General features: G+C 58.8%; 17 protein-coding genes. All 17 read left to right on the forward strand.

Going from position 1 to position 15,436, the window contains the following annotated elements:
- The first annotated feature begins 1 nt into the window (after position 1).
- The 17 genes from ACR0NO_RS01095 (at position 2) to ACR0NO_RS01175 (ending at position 15,367) form a co-directional block, all read left to right on the forward strand.
- On the forward strand, positions 2-706 hold the full coding sequence (locus ACR0NO_RS01095; RefSeq protein ID WP_170458301.1) for a DUF1326 domain-containing protein: 705 nt from the start codon (positions 2-4) through the stop codon (positions 704-706).
- Positions 706-1,233, forward strand: a complete 528-nt coding sequence (locus tag ACR0NO_RS01100) for a DinB family protein (RefSeq protein ID WP_480722699.1) — start codon at positions 706-708, stop codon at positions 1,231-1,233. The genes ACR0NO_RS01095 and ACR0NO_RS01100 overlap by 1 nt, the downstream gene beginning before the upstream one ends.
- Positions 1,234-2,337 (forward strand): dimethylsulfoniopropionate demethylase, encoded by a 1,104-nt coding sequence (locus tag ACR0NO_RS01105; protein ID WP_170665090.1) that lies wholly within the window; start codon positions 1,234-1,236, stop codon positions 2,335-2,337.
- 102 nt (positions 2,338-2,439) lie between these two features.
- On the forward strand, positions 2,440-3,435 hold the full coding sequence (gene acuI / locus ACR0NO_RS01110; protein WP_170487026.1) for an acryloyl-CoA reductase: 996 nt from the start codon (positions 2,440-2,442) through the stop codon (positions 3,433-3,435).
- A gap of 168 nt (positions 3,436-3,603) precedes the next feature.
- Positions 3,604-4,167 (forward strand): ribosome recycling factor, encoded by a 564-nt coding sequence (frr, locus tag ACR0NO_RS01115; RefSeq protein ID WP_170373774.1) that lies wholly within the window; start codon positions 3,604-3,606, stop codon positions 4,165-4,167.
- A gap of 10 nt (positions 4,168-4,177) precedes the next feature.
- Positions 4,178-4,909, forward strand: coding sequence for an isoprenyl transferase (locus ACR0NO_RS01120; protein WP_170458293.1), 732 nt, complete (start codon positions 4,178-4,180; stop codon positions 4,907-4,909).
- Positions 4,906-5,688, forward strand: a complete 783-nt coding sequence (locus ACR0NO_RS01125; RefSeq protein ID WP_480722700.1) for a phosphatidate cytidylyltransferase — start codon at positions 4,906-4,908, stop codon at positions 5,686-5,688. The genes ACR0NO_RS01120 and ACR0NO_RS01125 overlap by 4 nt, the downstream gene beginning before the upstream one ends.
- Complete coding sequence (gene dxr, locus ACR0NO_RS01130; RefSeq protein WP_480722701.1) at positions 5,688-6,860, forward strand: 1-deoxy-D-xylulose-5-phosphate reductoisomerase; 1,173 nt, start codon at positions 5,688-5,690, stop codon at positions 6,858-6,860. The genes ACR0NO_RS01125 and dxr overlap by 1 nt, the downstream gene beginning before the upstream one ends.
- 4 nt (positions 6,861-6,864) lie before the next feature.
- Complete coding sequence (gene rseP, locus ACR0NO_RS01135; RefSeq protein ID WP_170700583.1) at positions 6,865-8,217, forward strand: RIP metalloprotease RseP; 1,353 nt, start codon at positions 6,865-6,867, stop codon at positions 8,215-8,217.
- Positions 8,218-8,297: 80 nt separating this feature from the next.
- Positions 8,298-8,426 carry a hypothetical protein gene (locus tag ACR0NO_RS01140; RefSeq protein ID WP_419737989.1) on the forward strand — a complete coding sequence of 43 codons (129 nt, stop codon included), beginning with the start codon at positions 8,298-8,300 and terminating at the stop codon, positions 8,424-8,426.
- A gap of 125 nt (positions 8,427-8,551) precedes the next feature.
- The gene (gene bamA, locus ACR0NO_RS01145; protein ID WP_170373769.1) at positions 8,552-10,912 is read left to right on the forward strand and encodes an outer membrane protein assembly factor BamA; all 2,361 of its coding nucleotides are present in this window, start codon (positions 8,552-8,554) and stop codon (positions 10,910-10,912) included.
- A gap of 6 nt (positions 10,913-10,918) precedes the next feature.
- Positions 10,919-11,503 (forward strand): OmpH/Skp family outer membrane protein, encoded by a 585-nt coding sequence (locus ACR0NO_RS01150; protein WP_480722702.1) that lies wholly within the window; start codon positions 10,919-10,921, stop codon positions 11,501-11,503.
- A gap of 75 nt (positions 11,504-11,578) precedes the next feature.
- The gene (fabZ, locus tag ACR0NO_RS01155; RefSeq protein WP_170373767.1) at positions 11,579-12,052 is read left to right on the forward strand and encodes a 3-hydroxyacyl-ACP dehydratase FabZ; all 474 of its coding nucleotides are present in this window, start codon (positions 11,579-11,581) and stop codon (positions 12,050-12,052) included.
- Positions 12,049-12,834 carry an acyl-ACP--UDP-N-acetylglucosamine O-acyltransferase gene (gene lpxA / locus ACR0NO_RS01160; RefSeq protein ID WP_170458277.1) on the forward strand — a complete coding sequence of 262 codons (786 nt, stop codon included), beginning with the start codon at positions 12,049-12,051 and terminating at the stop codon, positions 12,832-12,834. The genes fabZ and lpxA overlap by 4 nt, the downstream gene beginning before the upstream one ends.
- Before the next feature lie 4 nt (positions 12,835-12,838).
- Positions 12,839-13,633: an LpxI family protein gene (locus ACR0NO_RS01165; RefSeq protein ID WP_480722703.1), complete on the forward strand. Its 795-nt coding sequence runs from the start codon at positions 12,839-12,841 to the stop codon at positions 13,631-13,633.
- A complete protein-coding gene (gene lpxB / locus ACR0NO_RS01170; protein WP_480722704.1) occupies positions 13,633-14,799 on the forward strand; it encodes a lipid-A-disaccharide synthase in 1,167 nt (388 codons plus the stop codon). The genes ACR0NO_RS01165 and lpxB overlap by 1 nt, the downstream gene beginning before the upstream one ends.
- Complete coding sequence (locus tag ACR0NO_RS01175) at positions 14,792-15,367, forward strand: hypothetical protein (protein WP_170638668.1); 576 nt, start codon at positions 14,792-14,794, stop codon at positions 15,365-15,367. The genes lpxB and ACR0NO_RS01175 overlap by 8 nt, the downstream gene beginning before the upstream one ends.
- The last annotated feature ends 69 nt before the right edge of the window (positions 15,368-15,436 follow it).

Raw genomic sequence — 15,436 nt, forward strand, 5'->3', positions numbered from 1 at the left:
GATGGCGAAAAACAGAAAACCCGAGGCCGACCGGCTTCCGATTAGTCAGCGGATCGACAGCCGTATGCCCAACCCCAAACGGCGTGAGATGAGCCCGACGGACTGGTCCATCAAGGGCGAGCTGATCCTGAACTGCTCATGCGATGTGTTCTGTCCTTGTGTGGTCTCATTGGGCGCGCACCCTCCGACCGAGGGTCATTGCCACGCGTGGATGGGTGTGATCATCGACGAAGGGCATTATGAGGGCGAGGATCTGTCGGGCCTGAATGTTGGTCTTCTGGTCGATATCCCGGGTCGCATGGGCGAGGGGCAGTGGAAAGTCGCCGCCTATGTCGATGAACGGGCCAGCGGCAAGGCCTATAACGGGCTGCTGCAGATTTTTAGCGGTCAGGCCGGCGGCACCACTGGCCTGTTCACCATGCTGGTGAGTGAGATCATCGGGGCTGAACGTGCTCCGGTCCAGATCGAACGGGACGGCAACAAGCGAAGGATCGCGATCGGTCGTAAAATCCAAGGCGAGATCGAGATGCTGGGCGGTAAAGACCCTGAGCATCCGGTGATGGTGTCGAACTCCAAATACTGGATGGGGCCAGACATCATCGTTGCGCGCGGAAATAAATCGAAAGTGCGCGATTATGGGCGCGTCTGGGATTTCGGTGGTAAATCCGCCGAGATCTGCCCGATTGACTGGCATGGGCCTAAGTGATGATTACTGGAGCCTATGCAAGGGAAATGGCGCGCTATAACCATTGGCAAAACAGCCAGTTGGCAGAATTTCTTCAAGCGCTTTCGCCCGAGGAATTGGTGCAGGAACGCGGTGCGTTTTTCGGCTCGATTATGGGTACAGCGAACCATTTGCTGTGGGGCGACTGGATCTGGATGTCACGCTTTGACAAAGGGCCGGGACCAGAAAGCAACATCCACCGACCCGGAGGCGGCATCCACGAAAGCGTGCATCTCTGCCCCGATCTCGACAGCTGGCTGGCTCTGCGCGTGGCTATGGATGACCGGATCTCGGACTGGTCGGATACGCTTGGCGATGAGGTTCTTTCCGGTCCTTTCACTTGGTACTCAGCCGCAAAAGAGGCTGATGTTACATTGCCTTACGCGCAATGTGTGATGCATTTCTTCAATCATCAAACCCATCATCGTGGACAACTCCACAAAATGCTGACCGAAGCCGGTTCCGAGGCCCCGGTCAGCGATCTTTGCTTCATGCCAAAGGAGGGCTGAATGCCGCAAATATCCCTGTCTCGTCGCCTGCGTCGCACGCCGTTTTCCGAAGGCGTTGAAGCCGCTGGTGTCAAAGGCTACACGGTTTACAACCGGATGTTGTTGCCGACGGTCTTTGAAAGTGTCGAGGCCGACTACCATCACCTGAAAAAGAACGTTCAGGTCTGGGACGTCTCCTGTGAGCGTCAGGTTGAGCTGCGCGGGCCGGATGCTGCCCGTCTGATGCAGATGCTGACACCGCGTGACCTGCGTGGCATGCTTCCCGGGCAGTGTTTCTACGTGCCGATTGTGGACGAAACTGGTGGTATGCTGAACGATCCCGTGGCGGTGAAGCTGTCGGAGGACCGCTGGTGGATCTCCATCGCCGACAGCGATTTGTTGCTATGGGTCAAAGGGTTGGCCAACGGATATCGTCTGGATGTGCTGGTTGATGAGCCGGACGTGTCGCCCTTGGGCGTTCAGGGGCCAAAAGCAGATGAACTGATGGCCCGCGTTTTCGGAGACCGTGTACGTGATATTCGTTTCTTCAAGTTCGACATGTTCGAATTCGAAGGGCGCGATCTTGCGGTTGCCCGCTCGGGCTACTCGAAACAGGGCGGGTTCGAGATTTATGTCGAGGGCAGCGACATCGGTATGCCTCTGTGGAACGCTCTGTTCGCGGCGGGCGAAGACTTGGACGTACGGGCCGGGTGTCCCAACCTGATCGAGCGGATCGAAGGTGGGTTGCTGTCCTACGGCAATGACATGACCGACGACAACACACCGCATGAATGCGGGCTGGGCAAGTTCTGCAATACGCATACCGCCATTGGCTGTGTGGGTCGGGATGCGTTGTTGCGTGTGGCCAAGGAGGGCCCGGTGCAGCAGATCAGACCGATTGCAATTGACGGAGATGCGGTGCCGCCCTGTGTTCAGCCGTGGCCTGTTCTTGCGGACGGAAAGCAGGTGGGTCAGGTGACGTCTTCTGCTTGGTCTCCGGATTTCTCGACCAATGTTTCGATAGGTATGGTCAAGTTGAGCCATTGGGACGCCAGAACCAAGGTCGAGGTTGAAACGCCTGACGGTATGAGGGGCGCGACGGTGCAGGGGCAGTTTTGGATCTAGCGGAGGCAGGGGGCTCTGCCCCCGTCGCTGCGCGACTCCCCCGGGATATTTTGGGCCAGGTGAAGGATTGGGCTGGCCGCCAAAAAATGAAAGGATAGCAATATGTTCAATGCGTTGGTTATGGAGAAAGATGAAGAAAGCGGTTTGGCCAGCCCCTCGGTGAAGCAGCTCTCGCTGGAGGATCTGCCTGACGGAGAGGTGACGGTCGCTGTTGAGTATTCAACGGTGAACTACAAGGACGGTTTGTGCCTGTCGGCCAAGGGTGGTGGTCTGGTTCGGAACTATCCGCACATTCCCGGTATCGACTATGCCGGGACGGTCGAGGCGTCCTCGGACGACCGCTACAAGCCCGGTGACAAGGTGGTTCTGACCGGCTGGCGTGTGGGTGAGGCCCATTGGGGCGGGTATTCGCAGAAGGCCAACGCTCGGGCCGATTGGTTGGTACCCTTGCCGGACGGGCTGGACGCTCGGCAGGCGATGGCCGTTGGAACAGCCGGGTTTACGGCCATGTTGGCGGTCATGGCGCTGGAGGATCACGGGTTGACGCCGGATCGCGGGCCTGTGTTGGTGACTGGTGCTGCAGGCGGCGTTGGTTCGGTGGCGACGGCCATTTTGGGCAAGCTGGGCTACGAGGTCGCTGCTGTGACTGGACGCCCCGAGACCGGAGATTACCTGAAATCGCTCGGTGCCACGACCATCGTGCCGCGTGAAGAGCTGAACGAGACCACGAAGCGCCCGCTTGAAAGTGAAACCTGGGCGGGCTGTGTTGACGCCGTTGGCGGTGATATGCTGGCGCGTGTTCTAGGGCAGATGAAGTACGGATGCTCGGTCGCTGCAGTTGGACTTGCTGGCGGTGCGGGGTTGCCTGCAACAGTGATTCCCTTCCTACTGCGCGGTGTGAACCTTTTGGGGATCGACAGCGTGATGCAGCCTTATGACAACCGCTTGCGAGCTTGGCAGCGCATCGCGACCGACCTGCCGATGGACAAGCTGGAGGCCATGGTGCATCCGGCAGCTCTGTCCGATTTGCCGCAACTGGGTGCGGATATTCTGAAAGGTCAGGTCAAGGGCCGCGTTGTCGTCGACGTAAACGCCTGATCCAAGAAAACAGCCGGGGCAGAACTGCCCTGGCTTAACCTTCTGGGCGGCAAAAGGACCGAAACAGTTCTGGTCATTGCCACAATTCATGCTCATGATTGCTATACATCCCAAATGCGATGGCTTAAGACCCATCCAAACAGCACTTGAAGACGGGGAGTGAGCAGCATGTCTGACGACTTCGAACTGGACACCGACGATCTGAAACGCCGCATGGACGGCGCGATGTCCAATCTCAAAACTGAATTTGCCTCTCTGCGCACCGGGCGGGCCTCGGCCTCGATGCTGGAGCCGGTGATGGTGGATGCCTATGGCTCGATGACACCGATCAACCAGGTTGGCACGGTCAATGTGCCTGAACCTCGGATGGTGACGGTGAATGTCTGGGATAAGGGCCTTGTGGGCAAGGTGGAAAAGGCGATCCGTGAAAGCGGGCTGGGTATTAATCCACAGCTGAACGGCACAATCATCATGCTGCCGATCCCGGAACTGAACGAAGAGCGCCGCCGCGAGTTGGGCAAAGTTGCCGGGCAATATGCCGAAAGCGCGCGGGTTTCGATCCGCAACGTGCGCCGGGACGGTATGGATCAGATCAAGAAAGCGAAATCGGACGGAATGTCCGAAGATGATCAGAAGTTCTGGGAGAGCGAAGTTCAGGATCTGACCGACACGATGATCAAAGCTGTTGATGCCGCGCTTGAGACCAAGCAGTCGGAAATCATGCAGGTCTGAGCCGGTACTGATGCCCAAGGATCCCCATACGGACGTGCAGGCTGGCCCAAAGCATGTCGCAATTATCATGGATGGCAATGGTCGGTGGGCGCAGGCGCGTGGCCGGCCTCGGCTTTTTGGTCACCACGCAGGTGCGCGGCGCGTACGTGAGGTGGTCGAGGCCTGTCCGGGGTTGGGCATTAAATACCTAACTGTCTTTGCGTTTTCGACGGAAAACTGGAAGCGAACTCAGGTCGAAGTTGCTGGCCTCATGAGCCTGTTTCGGCGCTACATCATCAAGGAAACGCGCACTCTGGCCGAGAACGGCATTCGCGTGCGCTTTATCGGTGATCGGGTCCGCTTGGATGCCAAGCTGATCGACCTGATGGATTCGCTGGAAGAGGCAACGAAGGACAACGATTTGGTCCATTTGACCGTCGCGTTGAACTATGGCGGCCGGGATGAGGTGGCGCGGGCCACAAAACGTCTTGCACGGGATGTGGCCGAAGGGCGGCTGAAGCCCGAGGATGTGGATGAAGAAACCCTGCCCAAGTATCTGGATACACGCGTTCTTCCCGATCCCGATCTGGTCATTCGCACCAGCGGAGAGGCGCGGATCTCAAATTTTCTCCTCTGGCAGTCGGCCTATTCCGAATACGAATTTATTGACACGCTCTGGCCGGATTTCACTGCGGCCGAATTGGAGCGTCTGTGCCGCAACTACGGCTCGCGCGAGCGGCGTTTCGGAGCGGTTCTGGCATGAGCGAAGGCCGATGGTCTGATCTGACCGCACGGATTCTGTCCGCAGTCGTTTTGGTCGCAATCGGCGCGGTTGAGGTATGGCTGGGCGGGTTGTGGTTTGAAAGCTTCATCGCGGTTGCCTGCGGTTTGATGACCTGGGAACTGGTACGCATGATCGAACCGCAGCGCGGAGGCATGGCCATGCAACTCGGTATTCTGACCGGGGTTGCGGTGATCATCAGCTATCACGTGCCGCCGCTCTATAAGTTGCCGTTTCTGGTGGCTCCGGCGCTGGTCGGGGCAGGGCAGGTCACCCGTTCGCGCGGGTTGTACTTTCTGTTCGCCTTGTGGATCGCGGGCGCTGGTCTGGGTTTCATCTCCATCCGTGAAAACATGGGCTTCGGCTGGATGGTCTGGCTGATTGCGGTCGTCGTGGCCACGGATGTTGCCGGGTATTTCGTGGGCAAGGCCATTGGTGGCCCGAAATTCTGGCCCAAGGTCAGCCCCAAGAAGACGTGGTCAGGAACAGCAGGTGGCTGGGTCGCGGCGGGCCTGGTTGGCGCGGGCTTCGCATTGTATGGCGGGTTTGGGGTGCCATTCGTTCTGGTCTCGATTCTGGCATCAATGGCCAGCCAGGCGGGTGATATCGTTGAAAGCGCGGTCAAACGGAAATTCGGCGTCAAGGACAGCTCGAACCTCATACCGGGGCATGGCGGGTTTCTCGACCGGTTTGACGGCATGATGGGCGCGGCGTTGTTTGTGCTGATCGCGGGGCTGGTTTACGCACCCGGAGAGATGTGATGCGCAAAGTCTCGATCCTTGGGGCGACCGGATCAGTTGGTCAGAATGCGATTGACCTCATTGCGCGCGATATCGAAGCCTATGACGTGGTCGCCCTGACAGGTGGCGCAAATATCCAGCAACTGGCCGAGGATGCCCGGCGGCTTGGCGCGCAACTCGCCGTCACCGCGTTTGAGGACCGATTGCAGGACCTACGCGATGCATTGCAGGGCAGCGGGATCGAGGTGGCAGCGGGTCAGAGCGCGATCGTTGAGGCCGCCGCGCGCCCCGCGGACTGGGTGCTTTCCGCGATCGTTGGCGCCGCCGGTCTCGCCCCCGGAATTGAGGCGTTAAAACAAGGCGCAACGCTGGCGCTTGCCAATAAAGAAACTTTAGTCTGTGCGGGCGCCCTTGTGTTGCAGATGGCCCGCGAGAACGATGCGCGTGTGCTGCCCGTCGACAGTGAGCATTCAGCGGTGTTTCAGGCTTTGGTCGGTGAGGATATGGACGCGGTCGAACGCGTTATCATCACTGCAAGCGGCGGAGCGTTCCGGGATTGGCCGCTCGAAGAGCTGGCGTCCGCTACCGTTACGCAAGCCTCCAGCCATCCAAACTGGGACATGGGGCAGCGGATCACGATTGATAGCGCATCCATGTTCAATAAAGCGCTTGAAGTCATTGAAACCCGAGAGTTCTTTGGCGTCGACCCGTACCAGATCGAGGTCTTGGTACATCCTGAATCCATTGTGCATGCGATGGTCGGGTTTCGGGACGGGGCGCTGATGGCACATCTTGGCCCGCCTGATATGCGGCATGCAATTGGTTATGCTCTGCACTGGCCCGAACGCCGCGATCTGCCGGTTGAGCGGCTGGATCTGGCGCAACTCAGCCAGTTACGCTTTTCCCATCCCGACCTGAACCGCTATCCCGCGCTGAAACTGGCGCGCGACGTGATGGCCCGAGGCGGCCTTTCGGGGGCGGTTTTCAACGCCGCGAAAGAGCGCGCGCTGGATCACTTCATCGCGGGCCGGGTCGGTTTCACGACCATGGCGGAGGTCGTCTCACGCGTTCTGGACCGATTTGATGCCGAAGATGGCCTTATTAACGCCCCTTTGACCCTTGATAACGTACAGCAAACGGACCATCTCGCACGGCAGTGGGCGGATGAAGCCGTGATCAAACGAGCAGGATAGAGTTTTGGACGTACTTTCGCTGATCCCTCAGTTCGGAAATTTGCTCTGGACGATTGTGGCCTTTGTGATTGCCCTGTCCGCGATCGTCGCGGTTCACGAATATGGGCACTACATCGTCGGGCGCTGGTCCGGCATTCATGCCGAGGTGTTCTCGATCGGGTTCGGCCCTGTTCTGTGGAGCCGCGTGGACAAGCGCGGCACGCGGTGGCAGATTGCGCTGTTGCCCTTTGGCGGCTATGTGAAGTTCCTTGGGGATGCCAATGCAGCCTCGGGCAAGGATGAAGACGCGATGGATGACATCGCGCAGCAGCAGCCGGAATATCTGCGCCACACCATGCACGGAGCGCCCTTGTGGGCGCGAACTGCCACTGTGGCGGCCGGGCCGGTGTTCAACTTCGTCATGTCGATTCTGGTCTTTGGCCTGATCTTCTGGTCTCAGGGCGTCACGCGTGAGCCACTGACGGTTGGTGAACTGAAGCCGCTGCCGGGAACAGAGCAGGGGCTGCGGGAGGGCGATGAGATTCTGGCCATTGCCGGGATTGAAGTCCCTGATTTCGATGAAGAAGGCGCGTGGAGCGACTTCACCGACGCGCTGCCGGTCGAGCCGGTGCTGGACTATACTGTTCTGCGCGATGGCGAAACGTTGAATGTCTCAGCCCCTTGGCTGTTCCCACCACTGATCCAGCAGGTCACGCCGCGCAGTGCGGCGTTTGATATCCAGCTGGAAGGCGGCGACGTCATCACCTCGGTCGATGGAGATCCGATCTTTGCCTTCGAGCAGCTGAAAGAACATGTCGAAGGCTCGGACGGTCGGGTGTTGCTACTCAACGTCTGGCGTGACGGGGCCGAGCTTGAATTCGCGCTTGCTCCGCGTCGGACAGATGAACCGAAGCCGGATGGTGGGTTCGTCACCCATTGGCGGATCGGGATCGTTGGCGGCATGATGCTGCAACCGGCGACCGAGCCTGCGGGGCTTTGGGATTCGCTGGTTGGCGGCGTGGGTCAGACCGGGCGCATCATCGAAGGGTCTCTGTCCGGCATGTGGCACATGATTACCGGCGCGATTAGCACATGTAACATTTCGGGTCCGATCGGAATTGCCGAGACCTCGGGCGCCATGGCCAGCCAGGGTGCGCAGAACTTCATCTTCTTTATCGCGGTACTGTCAACGGCCGTGGGTCTTTTGAACCTTTTCCCGATCCCGGCTTTGGACGGAGGGCACCTGGTGTTCTACGCCTATGAGGCGGTCTCGGGCAAACCGCCCAGCGACAAGGCCCTGCGGATTTTGATGACCCTCGGGATTGCGGTCGTTCTCAGCCTCATGGTTTTCTCGGTCAGTAACGATCTGTTCTGCTGATTGTGGCGCAAGCGGCGCAATCACGCCGCATTGCTGCCTCATTTCAGGGGTAAAAAATAGCCGCTGAAAATGAGGCGGCCATGACCAAAGCTATTCAAAAATCCTATCAGAGTGTCAGCGTCCTGTTTGTTCTGAACTGGGATGTGCTTTTGTGCTTTGGTCTGACGGCGCTGGCGCTTGCCGGCGGCGCGTATCTCGCCGGTCTCTGATTCCCAAAACCCTGTAAGAATGCGTGTCAGGTGACCTATCGTCGCCCCGATAGTTTTGGAGTTTTGACAAGCGCATTCAATCTCGTTACTCAGCATTAAGTCCTAAATTTTTGGGTAGAGAAAAAATGGCTGACGGGCGAGGCGCGGGTATATCCTGCGGAGGGCAGATGACAACAAACAAGATTTTGTGGCGCACACGATCATTTCTTTTTCTTACTGCGGCAATGGGTTTACTGGCTTTGCCGCATGCAGCGCAGGCGCAAAACTTTACCATCAACTCCTTCGAGGTTGAGGGCAACCGGCGCATCGAGACCGGCACAATCATCCAACGGACGGGAATCGAACCCGGGCAGACTGTTTCGGCCGGTCAGTTGAACGACGCCTATCAGCGTGTGCTTGACAGTGGTGTTTTTGAAACAGTCGAATTGACACCTCGTGGCACGACTCTGGTGATCGAGGTGCAGGAATACCCGACGATCAACCAGATCAGCATCGAAGGGAATCGCCGCGTCAAAGATGACCTTCTGCTTGATGTGATCTCGTCCGAGCCGCGCCGTGTTTTCACTCCGCAGGCAGCCGAGGCGGACGCCGATCTGATTGCCGAAGTCTATTCCGCCCAAGGCCGGGTATCGGCAACTGTGATCCCGCGCGTCATCCGCCGAAACGACAACCGCGTCGATCTGGTGTTTGAAGTCGCAGAAGGCACCACGATCGAGGTTGAACGTGTCAGCTTTGTCGGCAACCGTGCCTTCTCGGACCGCCGCCTTCGTCGCGTGCTTGAGACCAAACAGGCGACCTTCCTGCGGACGTTCTTCCGCAACGATACATTCATCGGGGACCGGATCGAATTCGACAAGCAGGTCATTAGGGATTTCTACCTGTCACGCGGTTATGTCGATTTTCGTGTGAACAGTGCCAACGTGGAATTCACCCGTGAGCGGGATGCTTTTTTCCTGGTCATGAACATCACCGAAGGGCAGAAGTTCTCGTTCGGTAAAATCACGACCGTAAGCGAGATCCCGGGTGTGGATCCGTCGATCTATCAGGATGCTCTCAAGATCAAGCCGGGCGTGACCTATTCGCCGACCCTGATAGAGAACTCGATTGCGCGTCAGGAACGGCTGGGTGTGAAGCAGGGCGTGGATTTCCTGAGAGTCGAACCGCGAGTCACGCGGAACCCGCGCGATCTGACGCTGGACGTGGAATTCGTCCTCAGCCGTGGGCCGCGGATTTTCGTGGAGCGTATTGATATTGAGGGCAACACAACTACGCTGGATCGGGTGATCCGTCGTCAGTTCGACACCGTGGAAGGCGACCCTTTCAACCCACGCGAAATTCGCCAAGCGGCTGAGCGGATCAACGCCCTGGGCTTCTTTGCTAACGCCGAGGTCGAGCCGCGAGAAGGATCCTCGCCCAGCCAGGTGATCCTGGATGTTGATGTCGAGGAACAACCCACCGGCTCACTGAGCCTTGGTGGTAGCTACTCGGTCTCGGATGGTTTCGGTGTTGCCATCGGCCTGAATGAATCGAACTTTCTGGGTCGGGGCCAGAACCTTGGTTTGACGATCTCGACCGCTCAGGACTCCGAGCAATACTCGCTAAGCTTTACTGAGCCGTACCTTTTGGGCCGCAAACTGCGTTTTGATCTGGGTCTGGGTATTGCTACCACGAACTCAAGCTTTGCCAGCTACGATACGGACCGGTTGTTCTTTAACCCACAGCTGACCTATGCGATCGGCGAACTGTCGGCCCTGCGTGTGCGCTATGGCTGGGAACGCTCGGAAATGACCCAGCAGGACAACGAGACGAACGGTGCGGTCATCACATCGGAAATCGCGCAAGGTGAGCGGGTCAACAGCAGCTTTGGCCTGACCTATGTCTATGACAGCCGTATCGGCGGCCTGAACCCCAATGCGGGTGTTCTGTTCGAACTTGGCTTCGATGCAGCCGGTCTGGGTGGCGATAACAAGTACTTCAAGACCACGGCGCGCACGATCGCGCAAACCCGTGTTTGGAACGAAGAAGTCGTTCTGCGCGCAACGCTCGAGGCCGGCGCGCTGCATTGGTCGGGGAATGACTTCAGCCGTACCATCGACCGTTTCGTTCTGGGGCCGAACACCTTCCGCGGATTTGAGCCGGCCGGTCTTGGCCCGCGTGATCTGTCCAACGGGCAGGACGACGCCATCGGCGGCAACTACTACTGGGTGGCGCGGTTCGAAAGTGACTTCCCATTAGGGCTGCCGGAAGAACTGGGCCTACGGGGCGGTTTGTTCTACGACGTCGGCAACCTTTACAACATCAATGACGTAAATACCGCAGGTGCAAATATTGTGGGTGCGGATGGCTCCATTCGTCACGTCATCGGTGTGTCGGTTCTGTGGGAAACACCGTTCGGCCCGCTGCGTTTCAACTTCTCGAAAGCGTTGAAGAAGGAAGACTTCGATAAGGAACAGAATTTCGACCTGACCGTTCAGGCTCGGTTCTGATCCGGCATGCGGTTGCGAATATCCAGACGCGCATGGGGCCCGGTTCGGGCCCTTTGCCTTTTGCTGGGCCTTGTGCTTGCGTCCCAAGCGTTAGCGCAGCAATTGGGCGTGCGTGATCCGCTGGTCCTGACCATCTCAAGTGACCGGTTGTTTGCGGATTCGGCGTTCGGCCAGCGCGTGCTGCGCGAGATCGAATACGAGGGCGCGCAGCTCGCGGAAGAGAATGAGCGGATCGTCGCGGAACTCAGCAGCGAAGAGAAAGACCTGACACAGAAGCGCGCCGAGCTGGCCCCTGAGGATTTCCGGCCTCTGGCGCAGGCCTTCGACGAAAAGGTGCAATCGCATCGCGAAGGCCAGCGCGCCAAACTGGACGCTTTGGCCCGACGTAGCGAAGAAAGCCGCCAAACGTTTTATGCCTTGGCGCAGCCTGTTCTGATCGAACTTATGCGCGAGACGGGTGCGGCTGTGGTGCTGGAACGCGCAAATGTATTCCTCAGCGCCGACACCTCGGACATTACCGATGAAGCGATTGCCCGCATCAATGCCGCAATTGGCGATGGAACCGGCCTTCAGGACGGCTCAGGCGAATAGGTTCGCTTGCCCTCAGGGGCCGGTATTGCTAACCACGCGGAAACTGACACATCCAAATAACGGGACGATTGAACGATGACGACGGAAACAAAAAGCGCCGACATTCAGCTGATTCAGCGGATATTGCCGCATCGCTATCCGTTTCTGCTGGTCGATAAGGTGGTCGACATCGATGGCTATCAATCGGCCCGTGGTATCAAGAATGTCACCATGAACGAGCCTCATTTCCAGGGTCACTTCCCCGGAACGCCGATCATGCCGGGCGTGACCATTGTTGAGGCGATGGCGCAGACCTCGGGCGTGATGCTGGGTGTCGGCATGGATGTCATTGATACCGAGCTGCTGATCTATTTCATGAGCATCGATAAATGCAAATTCCGCCGCAAGGTGGTGCCGGGTGACGTGCTGGAGATGCATGTCGAAACCCTGCGCGGCAAGAAGGGCGGCAAGCTGTTCAAGTTCAATGGACGCGCGACCGTTGATGGTGAAGTCGCAGCCGAAGCCGAATTCTCGGCCTATGTGGATTGGGACATGGAAAAAACAACATGAGCGGCATTCACCCAAGCGCAATCATCGAAGACGGTGCGCAGATCGGTCAGGACTGCGTTATCGGTCCGTTCTGCTATGTGGGTCCTCAGGTCAAACTGGGCGACCGGGTCGAGCTGAAGACGCATGTGGTCGTCACGGGCGACACCACGGTCGGCGACGATACGGTGATCTTCAACTTCTCGGTGATCGGAGAGATTCCGCAGGATTTGAAATTCGGGGGCGAGAATACGCGGCTTGAGATCGGCCAGCGCAACCGCATCCGCGAGCATGTGACCATCAACACCGGCACCGAAGGCGGTGGTGGTGTGACTCGGATCGGTGACGATTGCCTGTTCATGGCCGGAGTTCACGTGGCCCACGACGTTCAGATCGGCAACCGTGTGATCATGGTGAACCATGCGGGCGCGGCGGGGCATTGTATCGTCGAAGATGACGTAATCGTTGGCGGAATCTCGGGCCTGCACCAGTGGGTCCGTGTTGGTCGTGGCGCTATCATCGGCGCGCTGACCATGGTACCGAATGACGTTATTCCCTACGGTCTGGTGCAAGCGCCGCGCGGCGAGTTGGATGGGCTGAACCTTGTTGGTCTGAAACGGCGCGGTGTATCGCGTGAGGATATCTCGGCGCTGCGTGCTGCGTTCAAGGAATTGTCCGGCGGCGAGGGGACCTTTCAGGAACGCGCCCATCGCGCAGGCGAGGGTACCGACAGCGAATATGTTCAACGCATTGTCGAGTTCGTCACGGGTCAATCTGATCGCTCGTTCCTGACGCCGAGGAAATAACCAAATGCTGGCTTTGATCGCAGGAACGGGTGTTCTGCCGGACGCTGTCGTGGACGCTCTGCCAGACCGTCCGTTGGTCTGCGCGATGGAGGGGTTCGAACCTGAGAGCCTGACTGTAGACGTCGTTTTCCGTCTGGAGCAGCTCGGCAGCTTTCTCGCGGATCTCAAGGTGCGCGGCGTGACGCAGATCTGCATGGCGGGTGCGGTGCAGCGGCCTAAAGTCGATCCCGCGCGGATTGATGCCGCAACGATGCCTTTGGTGCCGATCATTCAAAAGGCGATGATGTCGGGTGATGATGGCGCTTTGCGCGCTGTGATCGGTATCTTTGAAGATGCGGGCCTGGCCGTCAAAGCCGCGCATGAGATCGCACCGGATCTGCTGCCTCCGCTGGGATGCCTGTCCGAGACGCATCCGTCCGAGGGTGATCTGGCCGATGCCGACCGTGCCGCAGGTATTCTGCGCGCGATGGGCATTGCCGATATCGGTCAGGCCTGTGCCGTCTCCAAAGGGCAGGCTCTGGCGGTTGAGAGCATTTTTGGCACTGCGTGGATGTTGCAATCGTTGACCCAGCGGCCTGATGCGGGCGGCGGGGTTCTGTTCAAAGGTCCGAAACCCGATCAGGATCGGCGCGTTGATCTGCCTGCCATCGGTCCGGAAACCGTCACCGATGCGGTGGCCGCCGGTCTGACGGGCATCGTCATCGAAAAAGGTGGTGTGATGGTGCTGCGGCGGGATCATGTCATCGCCGAGTGCAACCGCCTTGGCCTGTTCCTCTTTGTGCGCGAGCGGGCCGTCTGATGCGCGTTTTTCTGGTCGCCGGAGAACCTTCGGGCGACCGGCTGGGCGGCGCTTTGATGGAGGGTCTAAAGTCGCTGGTCCCTGACGTCGCGTTTGATGGGGTAGGCGGGCCGTTGATGCAGGCGCAGGGTCTGAAAAGCCGCTTTCCCATGTCCGAACTCAGCGTCATGGGCCTGGTTGAGGTGCTGCCCAAGTTCTTCCACCTTAAACGCCGGATATCTGAGACGGCACAGGCGGTATTGGACACCCAACCAGATGTTCTGATCACCATCGACAGCCCAGATTTCTCGTTGCGTGTGGCCAAACTGGTCAAGGCGAGCAGTGACATTCGCACTGTTCACTATGTCGCCCCCAGCGTCTGGGCCTGGCGTCCGGGTCGAGCGGACAAGATGGCCAAGGTGATCGATCACGTTCTAGCGCTGCTTCCTTTCGAGCCGCCCTACATGGAACGCGCTGGGATGGAGTGCGATTTTGTCGGCCACCCGGTCGCAAGCGAACCGCAGGCGACGGAAGCGGAGATCAAGGCCTTTCGAGACGCCCATGATCTGGGGGATGCGCCGCTGTTGCTGGCCCTGCCGGGTTCTCGCCGGGGCGAGGTCGACCGGCTTGCACCTGTCTTTGGTCAGGCGCTCTCCCTCTACCTGAAGACCCGCCCCGAAACGCGGGTTGTTGTGCCAGCGGTGGCTCATATGGTCGACTCCGTGACCGAGCATTTGCGTAGCTGGCCAGGATCGCCCGTGGTGGTTGATCCACGTGATCTGCCCTCAGATCAGGCAGTGGAGCAAAAGCGGGCCGCCTTTGCGGCGGCTGATCTGGCCTTGGCAGCGTCAGGCACTGTGTCACTGGAACTGGCGGCTCAGGCCACGCCGATGGTGATTGCCTATAACCTCAACTGGCTGACAACTCTGATCGCAAAACGGATGGTGCATCTGGACACGGCGACGCTGGTCAATCTGGTTTCGGACACGCGGACGGTGCCCGAGTGTCTGTTGGACGATTGCCAGCCCGACCAGATCGCCGAAGCCCTGGAACGTGTTGCAACGCAGCCGGAGGCCCAGCGTGAGGCCATGACGCTTACGATGGATCGTCTCGGCCGCGGCGGAGAGGCACCGGGCCTGCGCGCCGCCAAGGCCTTGCTGGCCCGGATGGCCAAAGCTGATGCTTGAGTATCTGCTCTTTTCGATCTCGGCCGGGCTTGTGATGGTGTCGACCAATCTCGACAATTTGGCCGTGTTGTTGGGGTTGATGCTGGTGATGGATCACCGCCGCTCGTTGATGGGGTTTGCCGTCGCGCATGGGCTTGTCCTGTGCCTTTCATTGGCCGTCGCAACAGGCCTGAGCCAGAGCGGACTGCCAGAGTGGATCGGGTATCTTGGGATTGTTCCATTGGCTCTGGGTCTGCGCGGTATCTGGCAGCAGATTTCTGGCGTTGAGCAAACAGACGACACCCCAAAGGGCGCGGTGACCTCGGTCGTGACGCTGTTTCTCAGCCTGTCGGTTGATACATTCGCCGTGATGACACCCTTGCTTGCAGATTCTAGTCCCACATACCGGCTGGCGGCTCTGATTGGCGCGGTTTGTGCTTCGGCAAGTTTGGCAGCCGTTGCTGCCTGGGGTGCGCCTCATGCGCAGAAACTAGGTCCGCGCGTCACGCGGCTTGAGAAGATCGCACCTTATATCATGGTCTGCGTCGGTCTCTACATTCTGCTGAACTCGCCGACCGATATTCTCTGATCTGTGTCGGTGTTGTGAACGAAGCGGCGTTGCAGTTGGACCTGCAGCTTGCGATACCCTGCGGCAGAA

This window comes from Ruegeria sp. CL3 (assembly GCF_056536505.1).

Excerpts from the sequence above, each read along its gene's own strand:
- ACR0NO_RS01095 (WP_170458301.1), top strand. The coding sequence starts at position 2 with ATGGCGAAAAACAGAAAACCCGAGGCCGACCGGCTTCCGATTAGTCAG.
- ACR0NO_RS01100 (WP_480722699.1), top strand. The coding sequence starts at position 706 with ATGATTACTGGAGCCTATGCAAGGGAAATGGCGCGCTATAACCATTGG.
- ACR0NO_RS01105 (WP_170665090.1), top strand. The coding sequence starts at position 1,234 with ATGCCGCAAATATCCCTGTCTCGTCGCCTGCGTCGCACGCCGTTTTCC.
- acuI (WP_170487026.1), top strand. The coding sequence starts at position 2,440 with ATGTTCAATGCGTTGGTTATGGAGAAAGATGAAGAAAGCGGTTTGGCC.
- frr (WP_170373774.1), top strand. The coding sequence starts at position 3,604 with ATGTCTGACGACTTCGAACTGGACACCGACGATCTGAAACGCCGCATG.
- ACR0NO_RS01120 (WP_170458293.1), top strand. The coding sequence starts at position 4,178 with ATGCCCAAGGATCCCCATACGGACGTGCAGGCTGGCCCAAAGCATGTC.
- ACR0NO_RS01125 (WP_480722700.1), top strand. The coding sequence starts at position 4,906 with ATGAGCGAAGGCCGATGGTCTGATCTGACCGCACGGATTCTGTCCGCA.
- dxr (WP_480722701.1), top strand. The coding sequence starts at position 5,688 with ATGCGCAAAGTCTCGATCCTTGGGGCGACCGGATCAGTTGGTCAGAAT.
- ACR0NO_RS01140 (WP_419737989.1), top strand. The coding sequence starts at position 8,298 with ATGACCAAAGCTATTCAAAAATCCTATCAGAGTGTCAGCGTCCTGTTT.
- bamA (WP_170373769.1), top strand. The coding sequence starts at position 8,552 with ATGGCTGACGGGCGAGGCGCGGGTATATCCTGCGGAGGGCAGATGACA.
- ACR0NO_RS01150 (WP_480722702.1), top strand. The coding sequence starts at position 10,919 with ATGCGGTTGCGAATATCCAGACGCGCATGGGGCCCGGTTCGGGCCCTT.
- fabZ (WP_170373767.1), top strand. The coding sequence starts at position 11,579 with ATGACGACGGAAACAAAAAGCGCCGACATTCAGCTGATTCAGCGGATA.
- lpxA (WP_170458277.1), top strand. The coding sequence starts at position 12,049 with ATGAGCGGCATTCACCCAAGCGCAATCATCGAAGACGGTGCGCAGATC.
- ACR0NO_RS01165 (WP_480722703.1), top strand. The coding sequence starts at position 12,839 with ATGCTGGCTTTGATCGCAGGAACGGGTGTTCTGCCGGACGCTGTCGTG.
- lpxB (WP_480722704.1), top strand. The coding sequence starts at position 13,633 with ATGCGCGTTTTTCTGGTCGCCGGAGAACCTTCGGGCGACCGGCTGGGC.
- ACR0NO_RS01175 (WP_170638668.1), top strand. The coding sequence starts at position 14,792 with ATGCTTGAGTATCTGCTCTTTTCGATCTCGGCCGGGCTTGTGATGGTG.